We start from the raw sequence: 20,341 nt of genomic DNA, 5'->3' as shown, positions 1-20,341 counted from the left end.
ATTTTATCATGAAAGCCCTACCTTATCGTCGTAATGTTGCAGCTTTTATCCTTAACAAAAAAGGAGAAATTTTCATTGCATTACGCCATGATCTGGCAAAAGATAAGATATGGGCCTTTCCCCAAGGTGGGATCGACAAAAATGAGACCCCGCAAGAAGCGCTTAAACGTGAATTGTTGGAAGAGATTGGTACAAGTAACATAGAAATTCTGGAGGAATATCCCGAATGGTTATCCTATGATTTCCCATCCAATATGATTGGCAATCCTCTTAAACGTAAGTATAAAGGACAAACCCAAAAATGGTTTGCTGTTAGATTTCTGGGGAAAGATAGCGATATTGATCTAAATACCCATAATGAAAAAGAGTTCAATGAATGGAAATGGATTTCATCTTCCGAATTGGCGAAAATCAACACCGGGTTCAAACATGATCTTTATCAAAAAATAGCCGAATATTTTCATAAATACATATAATTAGCTATCTGCCTTTTTTTTCTTTGCTGTATAGCCATCCAGAAAAAAACAAAATGGTACGAGAAGAAAAGCCAAACAACCTAAAATCATAAATACATCGTTAAAGGCCAAAATTGCCACCTGTTTAATGAAATCCTGATAAAGATACTTCATGGCTGTTTCTGCATGATCCTGTGTTGCATATCCCAATTGCTGAGCCACTGCACGCATATGTGCCAAATAATCATTAAAAGGCTGATGGAAAGGAGACATCCAATGTACCATGTGTGCCTGATTTACCTGCCTTCTTTCAGTGATTAAAGCTGTTGCTCCAGAAATACATAAGGCTCCCAACACGTTTCTTGTCATACTAAACAATGCCGAAGCATCTGCATTATATTTTTCTTCAATTGTCATAAAGGCAATGGTTGAGAGAGGAACAAATAGGAAAGCGAGACAAACCGATTGTGATATCCTGTACATGACCAAATGCAAAAAATCCGAATTTGGCACCAAATTGGCTGAATAAAACAACGCGCAGCCGAATAGGAAAAAACCCATCGCTATTACATAACGTATTTGAACAACATTGATCACTTTGCCAATAACAGGAATTAAAATAATGATGGCAATCCCACCTGGTGTCAGAACCAATCCAGAAAGAAAAGCCGTGTATCCAATAATCTGCTGCGTAAATTGTGGAACAATTACAGCTGATGCATATAGACATCCACCCAATCCAGCCATTAAAATTGAGCTTATTGCAAAATTACGATCTTTGAATACTTTTAGATCAACAACAGGATTTTCTGTATAAAGAAACCATATTATTGCGCCTATGATACCAATTACCGAAAAAAAACCCAACCAACAGATGAAACCCGAACCAAACCAGTCAGCATTTTCCCCACGATCCACCATGACTTCCAGACAACCAAGTCCCAGTGTTATTAAGCTGACTCCAATATAATCAATTCGTTCACTACGCTTTCTGGCCCATGGCGGATCATCAACAAGCATGGCCACCGCAAACACTGTTATGATTCCGACAGGAACGTTAAGAAAGAAAATCCATCGCCAGGAATAACTATCCGTGATCCATCCGCCCAAGGATGGACCCAATACAGGTGCAACCACAGTGGCAATTGCCGTTAGTCCGAAAGCTGCCCCCCGTTTATCTGGTGGGAAGGTATCGAGAATTATCGATTGCTGGTTTGGTTGAAGCCCCCCCCCAAAAAATCCTTGCATTAGACGGAATAAAACGAGCTGCGCCAAGCTATTCGCGATACCACATAAAAAAGAAGATACGGCAAACATGAATATACAAATAAGAAAATAACGTTTTCTTCCAAGGATCCTTCCTAACCATCCCGAAATTGTTAAAACAATTCCGTTAGCCGCCAGATAGGAGGTCAATGACCAAGTCGCATTATCATAGGTTGTTGATAAACTGCCGGCGATATGGGGCAAAGATACATTGACAATTGTCGTGTCCAGAATTTCCATAAAAGCGGCAAGAGTTACGACAATGGCAATTAACCATGGATTATGTTTTGGCTTCCATTCCTCTTTTACGGTATTTAAGGTAGCGGATTGACTCATTTCGTGTAAACCGTTGGCACGACTGAAAGACCTATGGCCAAGGGAACCTTGGGATCCAGTCCTTCATCAATCAATATTTTAACAGGAACACGCTGTACAATCTTGACATAGTTACCCGTAGCATTTTCTGGTGGAAAAGCACTAAAGACAGATCCTGTTCCTGCCTGGATTGAATCAACATGCCCCTTTAGTTTCATAAATGGATATGCATCCACCTCAATTTTAACCTTTTGACCCGGACGAACATTGGTAATCTGTGTTTCCTTGTAGTTTCCAATTACCCAAACCTCTGGTTCAACTATGGATAAAAGGGATTGACCAACGGTTACATAACTGCCCTGCTCAACGTTACGTTTGGAAATCCATCCATCATGCGGTGCCCTGATTTCAGTCCATCCAACATTTAAAGCGGCCGTTTCCAATTGTGCTTCCGCTGCCTTGACAGCCCCACCCTGATCAGAAACCTTACTTTTGACATTGCCAATATTGGCTTCGACTGGAGTGGCAATTAAATAATTACCTTCAGCTCTGTCCACTTCCGCTTTTGCCTGGTTAAAAGCGGAAGTAGCGTAATCAATCGCCTGCTGGGTTGTAGCAGGACGCGCAATATTATGTTGACGAACATAATCCGTTTTGGCCTTGAATAATTGCGCTTTCGCGGCTTCCAGTTGTCCCTCGGCAACTTTTAGCTGACCTGGATAATTCTTTTTTGCAACTTCCAATAAATATTGTGAGGCAAGATACTGGGCTTTTGCCCTTTCCAAATTACCTTGCGCCTGTAAAAGAGATGCTTTGTAATCCCTTGAATCAACCCTCAACAAAACCTGACCCTTATGGACAAACTGATTATCATTGACCAATAATTCAGTCACGTAACCATTGACATGCGGTGCGATCGTAATGGCACGCCCGGCGGTAAATGCATCATCCGTACTAACATCATTACGTGTAAACCACCAATATAAACCAATCAAAATGACAACAATGATCATAATGACAAACATTAGATACCGGATTGCCTTTTTTTTATTTTTGGGATTGGTGGATTTTTTTTCTTCAGATGAATCAAGATCCTGTTTCGAGTCAGTTGTATCCGCTGTCATAAATGTCCATCCACAATGATAAAATTATTAATAATCCAGATTCTGCGTCTGTATCAATCTGGCATACATGCCCTGCTGTTTCATTAAATAATCATGATTTCCCTGTTCTACAACTTTTCCATCCGAAACAACGATAATGACATGGGCTGTTCGTATAGTAGACAAACGGTGAGCCACAATTAAAGTCGTGCAATCCTTTCGCAGTTTAGCCAAGGCTTTTTGTATGACATGTTCACTTTCCGTATCCAATGCACTTGTCGCTTCATCCAATAACAATAAACGAGGGTTTCTTATTAACGCACGTGCAAGGGCAATTCTCTGACGCTGACCTCCTGAAAGACATTGTCCACCATGACCAACATTTGTATCCAGGCCTTTTGGTAAATCTCCAAGAAAACGATTGATAGCTGCCCCTTCCAAGACTTTTTCGATCTCCTCTTTGCTTGCATACGGATTACCGATCCGAATATTATCGATAATAGACATATCAAATAACAACGGATCTTGTGGAACATAGGCGATTGCTGAACGCAATTCATGAATTTTGATGTTCCGCAAGTCAACTCCGTCAAAAATGATCTGTCCCTGCTGTATATCGTGTAGACGAGGGATCAAAGTCAACGCCGTTGATTTTCCAGCGCCCGAGGGCCCAACCAGGGCAACAGTCTGACCCGGTTCAATTTCAAAATTCAAACCATGCAATCCGACTTCACGATCTGGATAAATAAAATGCACATTTTGAAATTGAATTTTCCCTTTTCCATTAGGTAAAGGCAGTGCATTCATTTTATCTTTTATTTTGATAGGTTGATCAATAATATTAAAAATACGGTTTAGACCAGATATACCTTCCTGCATTGCTGCATTTAAAGATCCCAGGGCTCGCAACGGTCTTGCCGCCAAAAGCAAAGCCGCTACAAAGCCTGAAAAATCCCCCAAGGTTGCACCGCCCATCGCGGCACGCCAGCCAGCAAATCCTAAAACCGCTGCAACGGCACTTCCTCCCAAAACCTCCATAATTGGATCAACTTTTGCACGACCTCGAATAATTTTTAGAGTAGCATCATATAATTGATCAAATGATTGACCTAACCGTCTGATTTCACGCTTTTCCATTCCATAGACACGAACGGTTCTGGCCTGTGAAAAAGTCTCATTCAATAACGCTGCGGTTTTTCCAACCTGTTCCTGCATATTTCCGGAAGCTTTGCGCACTCGCTTTCCCAATTTTTGAATAGGTACAGCAGCGATTGGATATAATAGAGCCGCGATTAAACTCAACTCCCAATCCATATAGAACATCGAAACAATCAAACTAATAACCGTAATTGCATCTCCAAACGCATTAACCATTCTTATCATAGCTTCACGTATGGATAATGCATCAGTAGTAAAACGAGCGGAAAGCTGTGCGGGGGCTTCCTTTTCAACTAACGAGATATCTGCATGAACCAGATGCAAAAACATTTTTTTCTGCAGCCCCCGTATAATCTGTAAAACCAAATCTTGTACGGAAAGCGTCTGAATATATTGTGATGCGGCCTTTGCGGCCGTCACCATAACAACCAGGGCAGGGATCTGATACAAAATTCGAGGATCATTATCCTTAAACATATCCAATGCGCGCTTTATCACCAAAGGATATAAAGCTGTCAATCCGGCCATAAAAATTGTCGAGATAACAATCAATAAAATACGTTTCGGATAAAAACGTATTTGCTCTCTCCATAAACGTTGAAGAAAAGGCCAACTTTTATCTTCCCCCAGTATCAGGGATAAAATCATCTTTCTTTTAGTTTGTTTCTTATTGTTTTTCTGTTCTTGATTCACACTTTGATACTTTTACATGGAGCAAATGATATGAAAGCTTTTTAACCCAAATTAAAATATTAAATCGAATATTTAATCTGTATTTTTCAAACTGTGTCTTTTTAACCACTCTATACAATCCAAGGCGGAAGCATAACATCCACCATCAATCCACCATATTTTAACCGATTCAAGAATTTTCCCCATTATTGGACCTTTTTCAACTCCCAGTTCAATTAAATCCCTACCTTTTACGGGGAAAACTGGTGTTGGTATATCAATAACCCGTTTACGCCATTTATCCCATAGAATGAAATCATCATCCTGGTGTTTAATCTGTTCTAGCCAGCTTTGACCAATAAGAACGTCAAGAGAATATAATGCCTTTAATTGAACAAGCCGCTTATCCGATGCATCGGCTTTTAAGGATAACGGTTTTTCCAATCTTGATAAGAATTTAGCATCTTTATTGGACAATTTAAACTTTTTTGTACCTAATGTGGCAGACCCCTTAATTAAGGCAGACAAGCGGATAATTGCATTATCAGGCACTCCTGCCGCGATAAGTTTAAGAAACGGATCAAGACGATACCCAAAAGGCATTAAAACGGTTAAAACCCCATATCTATCCATCAAATTTAATACATCCCCCGCTCTTGGACCCGTGATAATCTTTCTTAATTCTGACCAAACTCGCTCTGCCGACAAAGTATCAAGCTGTGTCGCATAAAACTGAATGGCATTCACAGCATCTAAATCCGGTTGAGTTTTTCCATAGCGCGCATAAAAACGAAAATATCTTAAAATCCTTAAAAAGTCTTCTGCAATACGTTCATGTGCCGTTCCTACAAAACGAACATGACCTAATGAAAGATCTTCCTGTCCATGGAAATAATCCCATAATTTTCCGTTTTTATCACAATATAAAGCATTAATTGTAAAATCACGTCTGGCAGCATCCACTTGCCAATCTTGTGTCCAAACAACCTTGGCATGTCGCCCATCAGTCTTAATATCCTTACGTAATGTCGTTATCTCATATGAATGATGATTTATTATTGCCGTAACTGTTCCATGTTCAATACCTGTAGGTATCCCCTTTATCCCTGCCCGACTTAATTTTTCAATTATACGGTCAGGGGGATCCATGGTTGCGATATCAATATCAGAAATTGGTTTCTGAACAAGCAAATCCCGAACCACACCGCCAACTAAGCGTGCATTAGGAAAAATATCCCATAATTTTTTTAAATCCTTTTTGGATTGATCGGGTAATTTATCCAAAATATTCATGAAACAGTCACTTTTATAATCATTCTATTGAAACGACCCATCCTATTCCTTAGAGATTAATTCAACAACAGACCCATCAATAATTCTTTGCGGCTTTGCAAACCTGTCAGTAAACTATACAAAATTAAAATTATTTTCTTGAAAATTTATATCATTCCCATTTCAATTCTTTCTTGATGAATAATGGTTATGTTATAAATCTATCATGTCCACATCATTCCTATTCTGAATTTTATCATTATGTCATAACAAATAAACTGTAAATGCATATCCATGAACTTAATATGCAAAATATCTTTTGAAATATGATATAAAGAAAGTGTTTCTTATTCATGATTGATTTGATAAAAGAAATATTAGCTTTAGGATTTTGGTTTCTATCAAGAGAATAATCACATGAATTATCAATCTCGTTTATTATCTTTGCTATTCTGCCTTGCGTTCAGCGGATATTTTACATTACCTGTCCTGTCTGGCGTTGCCCAGACAGCAAAAAACAACCCTGAACAAAAAACATCAAAAGTAACTTCTTCATCCAAAAACAACAAGCAAAATAGTCAAGCAAACAAAACATCAACAAATGATGACGATGATGATTCAAATGATGATGATAGCAAAAATCCAACACAATCCCTCTTTGAAGCGATCAATGTCGGAAACCTTTACGCTGCACAAGATGCTTTAAACCGTGGTGCCGATTTACATGCAACCAACGTCTTGGGTCAAACACCTCTGGAAATGTCCATTGATCTTAATCGCGATCGCATCACCTTTTTGCTTTTGTCAATGCGTGGCTATAATAACTCACCTCAAAAACTAAATGGTGATAGAGAAATATCAACGGTTTCGGTTAAAAGTGAAAAAGGATATTTATCCATTAAAGGTCAAAATCAACGTAAAACTGTTTCAAATCTCAACCAATCAAACACATATTCACATTATAACAATATTTCCAAACCTGAAATCGGCTTTCTCGGTTTTAACAAAAGCTAGGTTTTACATTTGAATTTAAGATTTGGCCAATTTAGTCATTGCATTATATTCATTACGCAATATATCAAGAGCATATAATCCTCCATTTCTTTCGAAATGCCAAAAGGTCCATCCATTACAAGAAGGTGAATTTGTTACAAGGGCCCCAATTTTATGAATGGAACCTCTTTTGTTTCCACTGATAACAGTGCTATCGGATGTTACTGTAGCAAAAACGCGTTTATTTCGATCCATCAAGATTGTTCCTGGCTGAATAAATCCCTGTTCAATCAGGTTTCCAAAAGGAACACGAGGAATCTCTCGTTTGGAAGGGGTGACTTTAATATCTTCAATCGATAACGGCTTTTCATTGTTCACACGTCGAAGGGCGGCTTTCATATAGTCTGGATGACGCTCAATCCCGATATAACGTCGCTGAAGTTTTTTTGCCACGGCAAGGGTTGTTCCAGTTCCAGCAAAAGGATCCAATACAACATCTTCAATATTTGTAGAGGACAAGATAACGCGATATAACAAGCTTTCTGGTTTTTGGGTCGGATGTAATTTTAGTCCATGTTCATTTCGAAGTCTTTCATGTCCAGTACATAAAGGCAGAAACCAATCAGAACGCATCTGAATATCATCATTTAAGGTTTTCATGGCCTGATAATTGAAACAATATTTACTATCAGCATCTTTGGCTGCCCATATTAATGTCTCATGTGCATTGGTAAATCGTCTTCCCTTAAAATTTGGCATGGGATTGGATTTCCGCCAAACAATATCATTCAAGATCCAGAAACCAAGATCCTGTAAAATTGCTCCAATTCTGAAAATATTATGATAGGAACCAATAACCCAAATTGTTCCATTTTTTCTCAATAAACGATGACATTCCTTCAACCAGCTTCGACAAAATTGATCATATAGTTGGAAACTCTTAAATTTATCCCAATCTTCATTAACCCCATCCACAATTGTATCATCTGGACGACGCAATTCTCCCTGTAATTGCAAATTATATGGGGGATCGGCAAAAATACAGTCAATTGACGCAGAAGGTATGGTTTTCATGACCTGAATACATTCACCATTCAAAATCTGATCCAAAGGTATATTTAATTTTACTGCTTCACTCATAAAATCCTTGACCTTTTACTTGCTCTTTTTGCTCTACATCCATTGAAAACGAAAATTGTCTTACGGTGATATATCCTTGGCGATGATGTGGAGAACAACCATATTTCCTCAAGGCCTCACGATGCATAACCGTTGGGTACCCCACATTATGCTCCCATCCATACCGATCCCATTTCCGTGCCAGACCAACCATCAGCTTATCGCGCAAAACCTTTGCGATAATTGATGCCGCAGCAATTGAATATGAAAATCCATCCCCCTTGATAATGGTTTGCGTGGCACATCCAAAATCAGGAGCGATCGTTCCATCAACCAATATAAGATCAGGAAGAATATTTAGTTTTGATACAGCCCTTTGCATTGCCAAGCTGGCAGATTTCCTGATATTTAAATGGAAAATTTCATCAACTGATGCCGCGGCCACACCAATCTTGACATGCGGCATTTGATTTAAAACCACATAAATTTCTTGTCTCAATGCAGATTTGATTTTCTTTGAATCATCAAGCAATTCTGAAATATCCTCAGGAATATTTTCCTGAAACATTACAGCGGCAGCAACAACAGGACCAGCAAGACAACCCATTCCCACTTCATCCACGCCTGCAATTGATACTTTATGATGCATTCTACTCAAATAATTCGTTTCTAAACCAATAACCTACTATACTCAACGAGTCGCAAATGAATAGCCCTAAAATGAAAAAAATAAAAAAAGCTGTTAATAACTTCTGATTAACAGCTTTTTTAAGTCTAAATTTTAAATTTAATTATTAGCTTATTTACATTTACGATGTTTACAACAACATTTAAACATCCTTGATAAAAATGTTCCGGCAATCAAAGCTATAACCAATGCTGCAACAGGACGGTTCCGAATGAAATTCATCAAGCATTCCATTTTTCCCTCAGAACCATATAGACGCGAAAATTCATTATCGGCAACACCCGCAAAATCCTCAAAACGTTTTCCTTTTTGATCAGATGCTTTATTTCTTAAATCCTGACCTTTTTCTCTGGCCTGGTCCGCGACGTTTTGAACCTTGTCTTTTAATTGATCAATAGTATCCTGTTTTTTATCCTGGGCACGAGAAAAGGCATCCTGTGCTTTATCTTTGGCATCATCAATCGAGCTGCCAATTTTTGCACCAACTTCCCTTAAAGTATCTTCCATATTCTTTGACATTGTTCCCTCCTTTAAAAAAGGATTGCAATCTTATCATTTTTTTATGTTTTTAAGTGTATCTTTTGCTTCGTTTTTCACCGTTTCATAATTTTGTTTGGCATGGTCAACCGCGTCCTTTAATTTCGCCTTTCCATCCGTTAATGTATTTTCAATTTTTTCAGCAGTATTTTTAATAAAATCTTTTACATTACTCATATTATGCACCTTTTATAACAACAATTCATAGACTATTGGTAATTATGACAACTCCAAACCAAAAAGTCTATAAAATTATCAATCACTTAGATTACAATACCGCTTTTTAGAGATATAAAATCTTCAGGGTTAAGGAATATTAAAAAATGAAGTAATCAACTTTAATATTGATTAAATTCTGCAATGATTTATTTTGTCACAATTAGTTTTGTTATTTTGATTTTTAATTATATAAATTTAGATATTGCCATTAAAAATAAGTTTCTTGCATATGACTTTACCCCAAAATACAACAAATTCTGATAAATCTCACTCACGTTTGCATCCATGGTTAAAAATATTTTTATATATCGGTCTAATAGCTGTCATTATTGGGGTGGCATATCGTTTTTATGGTGTATTTTCATCAACTTCCGAGCATTCCCATTATGTTGTTGAACAACCCGTTGCAGCAACAATTGTAAAGAAAAGCCATCTACCTGTTATTCTAACTGAACTTGGAACAGTCGTTCCCATTTCCAATGTTACCGTACAAACACGAATTTCCGGCTATTTACAACAAGTATTTTTCACGGAAGGGCAATTGGTTAAGAAAAATGATTTACTTGCCCTTATTGACCCACGTCCCTCAGAAGCTTTGAAGGCACAATATGAAGGCAATTTAAAAGCCGACACGGCCTTACTGCAACAGGCAAAATTGGATAATAAGCGCTATCAAACCCTTCTAAAACAAAACAGTATAGCCCCCATGACGGCTCAAGATCAGCAATATAAGGTTGCCCAGCTTGAAGGACAGGTCAAAACAGATCAGGCCCTAATCAAACAGCAAGAATTAAATCTTATCTACTGTCACATCCGTGCACCTGTTGACGGCCGCATCGGGATCAGACAGGTTGATGCGGGAAATTATATTACCGAAGGCCAAAGCGGAGGATTGGCCACTTTAACCCAGATGACCCCCATGTCGGTTATTTTTACCTTACCTGAAAATCAATTGGGCATTGTCTTGGAAGCTTTGAAAAATAAAAAAGAACTAACCGTTGAGGCTTGGAACACCGATAATACGACCAAACTTGCCACAGGAAAAACAAGCGTGATAGACAGTCAGATTGACACATCAACAGGAACCGTTCGGTTGAGAGCCATTTTTGAAAATAAAAACTGGGAGCTTTTTCCAAACCAATTTGTAAATGCCCATTTACTAGTCAAGGTTATTAAGGATGCTTTGATTTTACCAAATAATGCTATTCAAACAGGACCAAATGGTTCCTTTGTGTATGTTATTCAAAAAGATTCAACGGTTAAAATACAGACAATCAAAACAGGATATAATGATGGTGAACATACGGTTATAACCGCTGGTTTAGTTGAGAATGAAAAAATAGTTACTGACGGAATTGATACTTTACATGAAGGTTCAAAAGTCATCATTCCCGAAAATACGCAATCTTCTGAATAATAATTAACTTGAAAATCATAACAGTTTCCTAATTTTGTCAAGTTTATAAATAAATCGAGATTTTTATGAATCCATCACGCCTTTTTATTTTGCGCCCCGTGGCAACAACCCTGCTTATGATTGCCATCATGATCTGCGGAATATTAGGCTATCGTTTCTTACCCCTGTCCGCGTTACCTGATGTTGACTATCCAACAATAACCGTTTCAACATTTTATCCGGGCGCAAGTCCGGATGTCATGATGACCTCGGTCACAGCACCATTGGAAAGTGAATTGGGATCCATCCCTGGATTAAATCAAATGATTTCCCAATCCTCTGGAGGGGCTTCAGTCATCACGTTACAATTCAATCTTTCAGTCTCCATGGATGTCGCGGCCCAGGAAGTGCAAGAAGCTATCAATCAGGCCAACTCCCTTTTGCCCACTGATTTGCCTGCACCTCCTGTTTATGCAAAAGTAAATCCTGCTGATACACCTATCCTTACGCTTGGCATTACTTCAAAATCTCTACCCCTGACCGAGGTTGAGGATTACGTTAATAACAGGTTGGCCACAAAAATAAGCCAGATTAATGGGGTAGGACTGGTTACCCTATCAGGAGGACAACGTAAGGCAATCCGTGTACAAATCAATATTCCTAAAATAACTTCATATGGAATTGATCTGGACAGTATCAGAACAACAATCGGTAACGTTAATGTCAATTCCCCCACCGGAAATTTGGATGGCCCAAAACGCGCCGTCACCATCCAGACCAATGGACAAATAAAAAATCCGGAACAGTTACTTAGCCAAATTATCGCCTATAACAATAATGGACCTGTTCGATTACGTGATGTGGCCACCGTCATAAACGGTCCAGAAAATAGTCAATTGATGGCATGGGCAAATAAAACACCAGCCTTGATTTTAAATGTACAACGGCAACCCAAGGCCAATATTATCTCGGTTGTTAACAATATCAATGAAATATTACCACAATTAAAAAAATCATTGCCTTCTGGTATAACATTAACGCCATTGACCGATCGCACGACATCCATTCGCGCTTCAATTCATGATGTAAAATTTGAGCTCATTCTATCAATTATCTTGGTTATTTTGGTCATCTTTATCTTTTTAAGAAATATTTCTGCAACAATTATTCCCAGTCTTTCCGTTCCCCTATCCTTGATCGGAACCTTGGCGGTAATGTATCTTTTTAATTTCTCACTAGATAATTTATCCTTGATGGCATTGACAATAGCGACCGGTTTCGTTGTGGATGATGCAATTGTTATGATAGAGAACATTACACGATATATCGAAATGGGCGAAAACCGGGTTCAAGCCGCTTTAAAAGGGTCAGAAGAAATAGGGTTTACAATCATATCGCTTACGATTTCTTTAATCGCTGTCCTTATCCCTCTATTATTCATGGGGGATATTATTGGTCGTTTATTTTACGAATTTGCAGTTACCCTGTCTATTACAATCATCATATCCGCCATTGTTTCCCTAACCCTGGTTCCAATGTTGTGTGCGCATATTCTGACCGAAATCGAAAAAAAACAGAACAACTATTTTTTTGATCGTGTGATAGACAGAATAATAGAATTTTACAATACCGGACTACAATTTGTCTTCAAACACCAGCCTCTAACCTTATTTATCACCTGTTGCACCTTTGTCATAACCCTCATAATGGCTTACTACATCCCCAAGGGTTTCTTTCCCGTTCAAGATAACGGTATGGCACAAGGCATATCCATCATGCCTCAAAATGCCTCGCTGAAAGCGGTCGCAAACAAGCAAAAAGCTCTGGCAAACACAATTTTAAACGATCCAGACGTGGATAACCTTTCATCATTTATCGGCATTGACGGACAGAATATGACCCTTAATCAGGGACGTTTCTTGATCAATTTGAAAAACCGAAAGGAACGTAAAACATCTATTGAAAAAACAATCAAAAGAATAACCCGGGCATCAAAACAGGTTGTTGGAACACAACTTTATCTTCGACCCATACAAGATCTCTCGCTAGAAACAACTTTTTCAGCCACCCAATATCAACTTTTGATCGAAAATCCGGATTACAGGCAACTTGAACTCTGGGTACCTAAAATTGTTAACCGTCTGCAAAAAGAACCTGCCCTTTCCGATGTCTCCTCAAACCTGCAATCACAGGGATTGGTTGCCAATATCACCCTTGACCGTGCCACAGGTGCTCGTTATTCCATCACACCTCAAACAATTGATAATGTTTTATATGACTCTTTTGGCCAACGCCAAATTTCCACTATTTTTACAGAATCAAACCAATACAGGATCATTCTGGAAGCCGATCCAAAATTTCAAAAACATTTGACCTCTTTGAACCAGCTTTATCTTCCCGGAATAAGTGGCAACAATTCCGCTTCAACTTCTGGTCCAACAAGAAATCCAACCTCTGGTCTGGTTCCTTTATCCCAGGTGACAAGAATCACTCATGACACCGCACCCCTTCTAGTCACCCACTTCGGTCAGTTTCCAGCCATATCAATTTCCTTTAACATCAACAAGGGTCATTCCCTGGGGGAGGCAACACAAATCATCAATTCCATCCACAAGGAACTGAATCTTCCCTCAAGCTTCCAGGTCAGTTTTCAAGGAATAGCGGCTGCATTTGAAAAGAGCCTTAAAAATGAATTGTTTCTTGTTATAGCGGCCATTATTGCTGTTTATATTATCCTTGGCATTCTTTATGAAAGCTTCATTCATCCCATAACTATTTTGTCAACCCTTCCCTCGGCCACGATTGGTGCACTATTTGCACTATGGATTGATGGATGCAACTTAGATATTATGGGAATTATTGGCATCATTCTATTAATTGGAATTGTCAAAAAAAATGCCATTATGATGATTGATTTTGCGCTGGAGGCTGAAAGAAAAGACAAGAAATCCTCACTGGAGGCAATTCATCAGGCGGCACTTCTACGATTCAGGCCCATTCTGATGACAACCCTGGCGGCCATGTTGGCGGCTATTCCCATGATGCTGGGAACAGGAACCGGATCTGAACTAAGGCATCCTTTGGGTATCAGCATTTTTTGGGGGCTTCTTGCCAGCCAATTGCTCACTCTTTTTACAACTCCCATTATTTATCTATATATGGAAAGATTTAAAAACTGGGGGCATCATTTTTTTTCATCATTATCCAATCACCAACCAATTGATGAAAAACCTGAATCATGAATATAGCAAAACCCTTTATACAACGGCCTGTTGCAACAATTTTACTCACAGTTACATTATTTCTAACAGGTATACTGGGTTACGAACTATTACCGGTTTCTGATCTCCCCAACGTGGATTTTCCTGTAATCATGATACGTGCCCAACAAGCGGGCGGCACACCAGAGGAAATTGCCAGCTCGATTGCTGCACCATTGGAGAGAAGGCTGGGACAGATATCTGGCACCAATGAAATGACTTCACAATCAACCCAAAACCAGGTCAGGATCATTTTACAATTCGATCTTTCCAAAGATATCAATAATGCGGCAAGGGATGTAGAAGCCGCCTTACAAGCCGCACGTGCCGACCTCCCCTCTTCTATGCGTTCCAATCCATCCTATTTCAAGATGAATCCCTCCACCTCTCCCATCATGATCTTGGCCATGACATCCAAGACCAAAACCTTGCCACAGCTTTATGATTATGCGACAACTGTTTTGCAACACCAGCTCTCAAGTATCAAAGGGGTCGGGCAAGTTGAACTGGGTGGAAGTTCACTACCGGCAGTCAGAATTGAACTAAACCCGCATGCCCTTTACAAATACGGTATTGGATTTGAAGATGTCAGGGCGGCACTGGCATCAACCAACGCTCATACACCCAAAGGTTTTATTGAGGAAGGTGACAAACGCTATCAATTAGCAACCAATGACCAGGCAACAAAGGCTGAAGCCTATCGAAACCTCATAATTGCATACAGAAATCATGCCCCTGTCATGTTAGAGAACATTTCAACAGTAAAAGACGACGTTGAAGACTTACATCATGCGGGATATTATAACGATAAACGCTCCATCATTCTGGTTATTTTCCCTCAAGCCGGTAGTAATGTCATCAAGACAACCAGTTTGATTCATAAAAAGTTATCATTGATAAAGGCTGCCTTACCTACCGATGTGAATCTGCACATTGCCATTGATCGTTCAACCACAATCAGGGCCACCCTGTTTGATACCCAAATGACATTGGTCATATCTATTGTTCTAGTCATAACGGTTGTTCTGGTTTTTCTAAGAAACATTCGAGCCATTATTATTCCTGCCGTTGTTTTGCCAGCCTCCATTATCTCCACATTTGCCATTCTTAAATTATTGGGTTATTCACTTGATACGTTTTCCTTAATGGCGCTAACCATCGCAACCGGCTTTGTCGTGGATGATGCCATTGTTGTGCTGGAAAATATAAACCGGCATTTGGAGAATGGTATATCTCCCAAAGCTGCCGCTTTATATGGTGCAAAGGAAGTCTCGTTTACGGTAATCTCGATCACTATATCTTTGATTGCCGTGTTCCTGCCGATATTGCTGATGGGTGGTTTGATAGGAAAATTGTTTCATGAATTTGCCATGACCCTTTCCATAACCCTGATTATTTCGATGATCCTTTCCCTGACTCTAACTCCCATGATGTGTGCTTTTATTCTTATGCGACACCAAGGAAACAATAATAAACGGGGATATAAAATTAATCATTATTTTATAAAATTATTTGATTATTGTGATCAACTCTATCAAAGCACTCTTTCGCACATCCTTAAATTTCCCCTTCTCGTTGCCCTATCAATTCCTGCAACGATTATCCTTATGATTTTCCTTTTTATAACCATGCCTAAAGGTTTCATGCCTAATGAGGATATCGGGGTTTTGTTATGCCATCTTCAGGGCGATCAATCCATTTCCTTTCAAAACATGAAAGAAAAAATCCAGTTTGTTCAGAAAATACTTATAAATGATCCGGATATTGCATCCATTTCCTCCTTTACTGGAGGCAAAGCAGTCAATCAGGGAAATATCTTTATTTCCTTAAAAGATAAAAAATTACGAAAAAACAATATTTTTGAAACTCAAGCACGACTTTCTAAAAAATTACAAAATATGGTTGGCGCGAAATTCTATATTTTCCCTCCCAATATATTACATGTAGGCGGGCGTTCAAGTAACGCAAACTATCAATATACTTTACAATCAGATTCCTCTAGCGAATTATATAAATGGATGCCCAAACTTGTTGAAGCACTAAAAAAGCATCCCGGTATCATCACAGATGTCTCTTCCGATGTCCAACAGGGAGGTGAGGCAATCAATATTGATATTCTTCGGGATACAGCCGCACGAGTTAACTTAACACCACAACTTATTTCAAATACGTTGTTTGATTCTTTTGGGCAGCGTGCCGCTTCAATTATTTATAATCCGTTAAACCAATATCGAGTCATTATGGAAACGGATCCGCGTTACGCCCCTCATACCGGTGCCTTGAATCAGGTATGGGTCAGTGTTGCAGGAGGATCACCCGGTGGCGGAACCGTATCAAATACAATCCGTGTCAAATCGAATGCATTTTTAAGTCAAGAGGATAAAATCGAGCAGGAAAACTTTAGAAACCAGATCGCGAATAGACTTGCCGGGGGTAATGGTGCATCCAATGGTTCAGCTGTCTCCACCAATCATGAAACCATGATCCCATTATCTTTTGTCACTAACCAGAACAAAGCATTGACCTCATTATCAGTCAATCATCAGGGTATGTTCGTTGCCGCGACTTTATCATTTAACTTGGCAAAAGGAAAATCACTGAGCGATGCCATTCAGCTCATCAAAACGGAAACCGTCAAAATTCATTTACCAAAAAATATAGCAGGAAGTTTTTCTGGCAATGCAGCCCAGTTCCAGAGCAGCATCAAAAATAATATCATTATCATATTTGCCGCAATTGCCGCCGTTTACATTACACTGGGTATATTATATGAAAGCTACATCCATCCTTTAACAATTCTATCCACCCTTCCCTCGGCAGGTGTTGGCGCATTACTGGCGCTTGATCTGTTCGGGGAAGAATTTACTATTATAACCATGATTGGCATTATCCTACTTATTGGGATTGTCAAAAAAAATGCCATTCTTTTGGTTGATTTCGCTATCAAGGCAGAAGAGTCAGAAAACATGGATACAAAATCAGCAATTTTACTAGCATGTAAATTACGCTTTCGTCCCATTCTCATGACTACCGTTGCAGCTGCATTTGGTGCAGTTCCCCTTATTCTTTCCAATGGATATGGTTGCGAGATCAGACGTCCACTTGGAATCGCGATTGTAGGGGGTTTAGTGGTCAGTCAGGCTCTGACCTTGTATACAACCCCAGTAATTTATATCTATATGGATCGATTACGACATAACCGTCTGTTAAAGAGACTATTTTTTCATGGGGGACAACAACGTGCATAATAGGGGCATCAACCTGCTCTCCTTACGATATGTGGGGACCACTTTCTTTTTTTTGCTAAGCGGCTGTATGGTTGGACCAAATTATCATCGCCCCGCTCCAATCATTTCACAACGGTTCAAGGAATTAAAACCAGTTAACGGATGGCAGACAGCCAATCCCAGTGCCGCCGCCTTTCCTAAAGGTGAATGGTGGACTATCTATAATGATCCTGTTCTTAATCAGCTGGAAGAACAGGTTGATATTTCCAACCAGAATTTAAAACAGGCAGAAGCAAATTATCGTTATGCGCGTGCCTTGATTGACCAAACTAAGGCAGCTCTATACCCAACATTAAATCTTGGCACGAATTTTGATCGTCAAGGTAACGGCGGTGGTGCAAGAAGTATTGGTAATGGGGGCGGAAATATTAATTATTCGACCGGGATGACCAGAAATACTTATGCATTACAAACCTCTGCGAGCTGGGATCTCGATCTGTGGGGAAAAATACGACGTAACACGGAAAGTCAGGTTGCTGCTGCACAAGCCAGTGCTGCAGATCTTGCCAATGCCAGACTATCTTATCAAAGCCAGTTGGCCCAGACCTATTTTAACTTGCGATATCAAGATTCATTAATCGATTTATTGCAAAAAACCGTTAAAGCCTATGAGCAATCTTTAAAAGTAACCCAGGATCAACATAATGCCGGTGTTATTGAACCCACGGCATTATTACAGGCACAGACACAGCTTGAGCAAACCAGGGCACAATTGACTGCTGCAGGTATTTCTCGAGCCCAATACGAACATGCTATTGCCACTCTAATTGGAAAGCCCCCAGCAAATTTATCAATTCCTCACGGTATTTTAAATGACAACATACCTCAAATTCCAGTAGGTGTTCCATCCATTTTATTACAAAGAAGGCCTGATATAGCTTCAGCCGAACGCCATATGCAAGAAAAAAATGCCCAGATAGGAGCTGCTATTGCAGCGTTTTTCCCCGATGTAACCTTATCAGCCAATTTATCCTATAGTGGCAATCCGGTGGGCAGCCTTGTTCAAGTTGCCAACCGCATCTGGTCTTTGGGGGCATCCGCTTCAGAAAACTTGTTTGATGGCGGGGTAAGAAGTTCAATGGTCAAACAGGCAGAGGCACAATATGATTCTTCTGTGGCTCAATATAGGCAAACCATTCTTGCAGCCTTACAATCTGTTGAAGATCAACTATCTAACCTTAATATCCTGGCCAATCAAAAAATCCAGCAACAAGCAGCGATTGAATACGCTGACAAAGCCCTTAAAGTATCCCTGGCGCAATATATGAGCGGCACTCACGATTATACCACTGTTGTAACTCAACAAGTCGCTTTATTAAATAATAAGCAAACAGCTCTTGGAATACGGCAACAGCAAATGGTGGACAGCGTCTTGTTGATCGAAAACCTTGGAGGTGGCTGGAAAGATGATCGATTGCCAAGCAAATCTTCTTTAACCTCCAATATACCTTTTATACCTCCTGTATTACAGCAAAACAAAAACTAGTTCTATTATACAAAAAATGAAATCATTTTAATAAATAATAATTTGTTAGTGATTTCATTTTTTTCAGGAAGAAAGTTTTTAATTTTGAACAATTCCAAAATCCTAAAATATTTGATTTAAAATCAAACATGTAAATTATATTAAACAACCATAAAAAATTTACACAATAAAATTGGTTTCTTATAAAAAGCCAATATTTAAGATATTTTTAAATCGATGATATTTTAAGCTTAATACTGCAAACTCTTTCCCTGTCTTTGTTTCAAGTCTCTAAAAAATAACAAACAAATAAATTATTTTAACATATCACTAAAAATAATTTACAACCCAACATCTCAAGAAATTAATTACTAAGTAATTTTCTTCCAACCAAAAACGCAAGGATAAAAAATAAAAAAGCGAATAACAGTGCAATAAAAAATATAATCTTAGCAATTCCTGCTGCTATAATTGCCACACTTGTAAAACCAAGAAGCCAAGCCAATAAAGCAATTAAAAGACAAATAAATGCAATTTTAAGCATATCCCGGCTCTCCTTTTCAATCTATCCCAAGATTCTTCCAAAAGCCTAACGCGTTAACATATATTTTTTTTACAACTTAATTATAATCCCAATTTTATTCATTACAAACAAAAAAAGAGATAGGTTTCTATCTCTTTTTAAAAATCAAAAGGGTATTTTAATATTATGCAGCTAACTCGTCTGAATCTTCATCAGTGGGCTTTGGTCCACTGTCAAGCCCTTTTGCATTTACATCACGTTCAATAAATTCGATAACTGCCATATCAGCAGCATCACCATAACGGACACCCGCTTTCAACACACGCAAATATCCACCTTGACGCGCTTTGTAACGATCAGCAATAACAGAAAATAACTTGGCAACAATAGTCTCGTCACGCAACATGGCATAAGCCTGTCTACGTGCATGCAAATCACCACGTTTTCCCAATGTCACAAGTTTCTCGACAACAGGACGTAATTCCTTAGCTTTTGGCAAAGTCGTTGTAATCTGTTCATGCTTAATTAATGCAACGGCCATATTTCTGAACATTGCAAGGCGATGCGATGAAGTCACACCCAATTTACGGCCGGATATACCGTGACGCATAAT

Annotated in this window: 16 protein-coding genes; 6 read left to right on the top strand and 10 right to left on the bottom strand. The window is 39.0% G+C overall.

The annotated features are described in order from the left end of the window. The first annotated feature begins 8 nt into the window (after positions 1 to 8). Positions 9 to 476: an RNA pyrophosphohydrolase gene (locus H3R28_RS01170; protein ID WP_155567172.1), complete on the top strand. Its 468-nt coding sequence runs from the start codon at positions 9 to 11 to the stop codon at positions 474 to 476. On the opposite strand, the gene H3R28_RS01165 is transcribed toward H3R28_RS01170, so the two are convergent. The 4 genes from H3R28_RS01165 to H3R28_RS01150 form a co-directional block, all read right to left on the bottom strand. Continuing rightward, positions 477 to 2,057: a DHA2 family efflux MFS transporter permease subunit gene (locus H3R28_RS01165; RefSeq protein WP_198209283.1), complete on the bottom strand. Its 1,581-nt coding sequence runs from the start codon at positions 2,055 to 2,057 to the stop codon at positions 477 to 479. Then, positions 2,054 to 3,160, bottom strand: coding sequence for an HlyD family secretion protein (locus H3R28_RS01160; RefSeq protein WP_198209285.1), 1,107 nt, complete (start codon positions 3,158 to 3,160; stop codon positions 2,054 to 2,056). The genes H3R28_RS01165 and H3R28_RS01160 overlap by 4 nt, the downstream gene beginning before the upstream one ends. A gap of 27 nt (positions 3,161 to 3,187) precedes the next feature. Next, the gene (locus H3R28_RS01155) at positions 3,188 to 4,945 is read right to left on the bottom strand and encodes an ABC transporter ATP-binding protein (protein ID WP_155569622.1); all 1,758 of its coding nucleotides are present in this window, start codon (positions 4,943 to 4,945) and stop codon (positions 3,188 to 3,190) included. A 117-nt stretch (positions 4,946 to 5,062) separates the two neighbouring features. Next, a complete protein-coding gene (locus tag H3R28_RS01150) occupies positions 5,063 to 6,262 on the bottom strand; it encodes a CCA tRNA nucleotidyltransferase (protein ID WP_155580733.1) in 1,200 nt (399 codons plus the stop codon). Between the two features lie 396 nt (positions 6,263 to 6,658). On the opposite strand from H3R28_RS01150, the gene H3R28_RS01145 reads away from it, so the two are divergent. Then, positions 6,659 to 7,255, top strand: coding sequence for a hypothetical protein (locus H3R28_RS01145; RefSeq protein ID WP_198209286.1), 597 nt, complete (start codon positions 6,659 to 6,661; stop codon positions 7,253 to 7,255). A 15-nt stretch (positions 7,256 to 7,270) separates the two neighbouring features. Here H3R28_RS01145 and H3R28_RS01140 read toward each other — a convergent pair whose 3' ends face one another. The 4 genes from H3R28_RS01140 to H3R28_RS01125 all read right to left on the bottom strand — a co-directional run bounded on the left by H3R28_RS01140 (position 7,271) and on the right by H3R28_RS01125 (position 9,755). Continuing rightward, entirely contained in the window at positions 7,271 to 8,374 is a 1,104-nt protein-coding gene (locus tag H3R28_RS01140; RefSeq protein WP_110438373.1) for a site-specific DNA-methyltransferase, read from the bottom strand. Next, a complete protein-coding gene (locus tag H3R28_RS01135) occupies positions 8,367 to 9,002 on the bottom strand; it encodes a ribonuclease HII (protein ID WP_198209288.1) in 636 nt (211 codons plus the stop codon). Before H3R28_RS01135 ends, H3R28_RS01140 begins: the two co-directional genes overlap by 8 nt. 150 nt (positions 9,003 to 9,152) lie before the next feature. Next, positions 9,153 to 9,560 (bottom strand): hypothetical protein, encoded by a 408-nt coding sequence (locus H3R28_RS01130; RefSeq protein WP_110438375.1) that lies wholly within the window; start codon positions 9,558 to 9,560, stop codon positions 9,153 to 9,155. Positions 9,561 to 9,593: 33 nt separating this feature from the next. Then, positions 9,594 to 9,755 (bottom strand): hypothetical protein, encoded by a 162-nt coding sequence (locus H3R28_RS01125; RefSeq protein WP_198209289.1) that lies wholly within the window; start codon positions 9,753 to 9,755, stop codon positions 9,594 to 9,596. Between the two features lie 271 nt (positions 9,756 to 10,026). Between H3R28_RS01125 and H3R28_RS01120 the strand changes: the two genes are divergently transcribed. From H3R28_RS01120 to H3R28_RS01105, 4 genes are all read left to right on the top strand, one after another. Next, entirely contained in the window at positions 10,027 to 11,214 is a 1,188-nt protein-coding gene (locus tag H3R28_RS01120; protein ID WP_155565770.1) for an efflux RND transporter periplasmic adaptor subunit, read from the top strand. A 65-nt stretch (positions 11,215 to 11,279) separates the two neighbouring features. Continuing rightward, the gene (locus H3R28_RS01115; protein WP_198209291.1) at positions 11,280 to 14,435 is read left to right on the top strand and encodes an efflux RND transporter permease subunit; all 3,156 of its coding nucleotides are present in this window, start codon (positions 11,280 to 11,282) and stop codon (positions 14,433 to 14,435) included. Continuing rightward, entirely contained in the window at positions 14,432 to 17,701 is a 3,270-nt protein-coding gene (locus H3R28_RS01110; RefSeq protein ID WP_198209293.1) for an efflux RND transporter permease subunit, read from the top strand. Before H3R28_RS01115 ends, H3R28_RS01110 begins: the two co-directional genes overlap by 4 nt. Next, positions 17,679 to 19,226, top strand: coding sequence for an efflux transporter outer membrane subunit (locus H3R28_RS01105; protein ID WP_198209295.1), 1,548 nt, complete (start codon positions 17,679 to 17,681; stop codon positions 19,224 to 19,226). The genes H3R28_RS01110 and H3R28_RS01105 overlap by 23 nt, the downstream gene beginning before the upstream one ends. Before the next feature lie 343 nt (positions 19,227 to 19,569). Here H3R28_RS01105 and H3R28_RS01100 read toward each other — a convergent pair whose 3' ends face one another. Together H3R28_RS01100 and rplQ are read right to left on the bottom strand one after the other, a co-directional pair. Further along, positions 19,570 to 19,749: a DUF1328 domain-containing protein gene (locus H3R28_RS01100; RefSeq protein ID WP_198209297.1), complete on the bottom strand. Its 180-nt coding sequence runs from the start codon at positions 19,747 to 19,749 to the stop codon at positions 19,570 to 19,572. A 163-nt stretch (positions 19,750 to 19,912) separates the two neighbouring features. Then, positions 19,913 to 20,338, bottom strand: a complete 426-nt coding sequence (gene rplQ, locus H3R28_RS01095; protein WP_155565775.1) for a 50S ribosomal protein L17 — start codon at positions 20,336 to 20,338, stop codon at positions 19,913 to 19,915. Positions 20,339 to 20,341: the final 3 nt, after the last annotated feature.

The organism is Commensalibacter sp. M0268, from assembly GCF_016101925.1.
GTDB lineage: Bacteria > Pseudomonadota > Alphaproteobacteria > Acetobacterales > Acetobacteraceae > Commensalibacter > Commensalibacter melissae.
The sequence above is the reverse complement of the archived record's forward strand: the minus strand, read 5'-3'. Positions and strand labels throughout refer to the sequence as shown.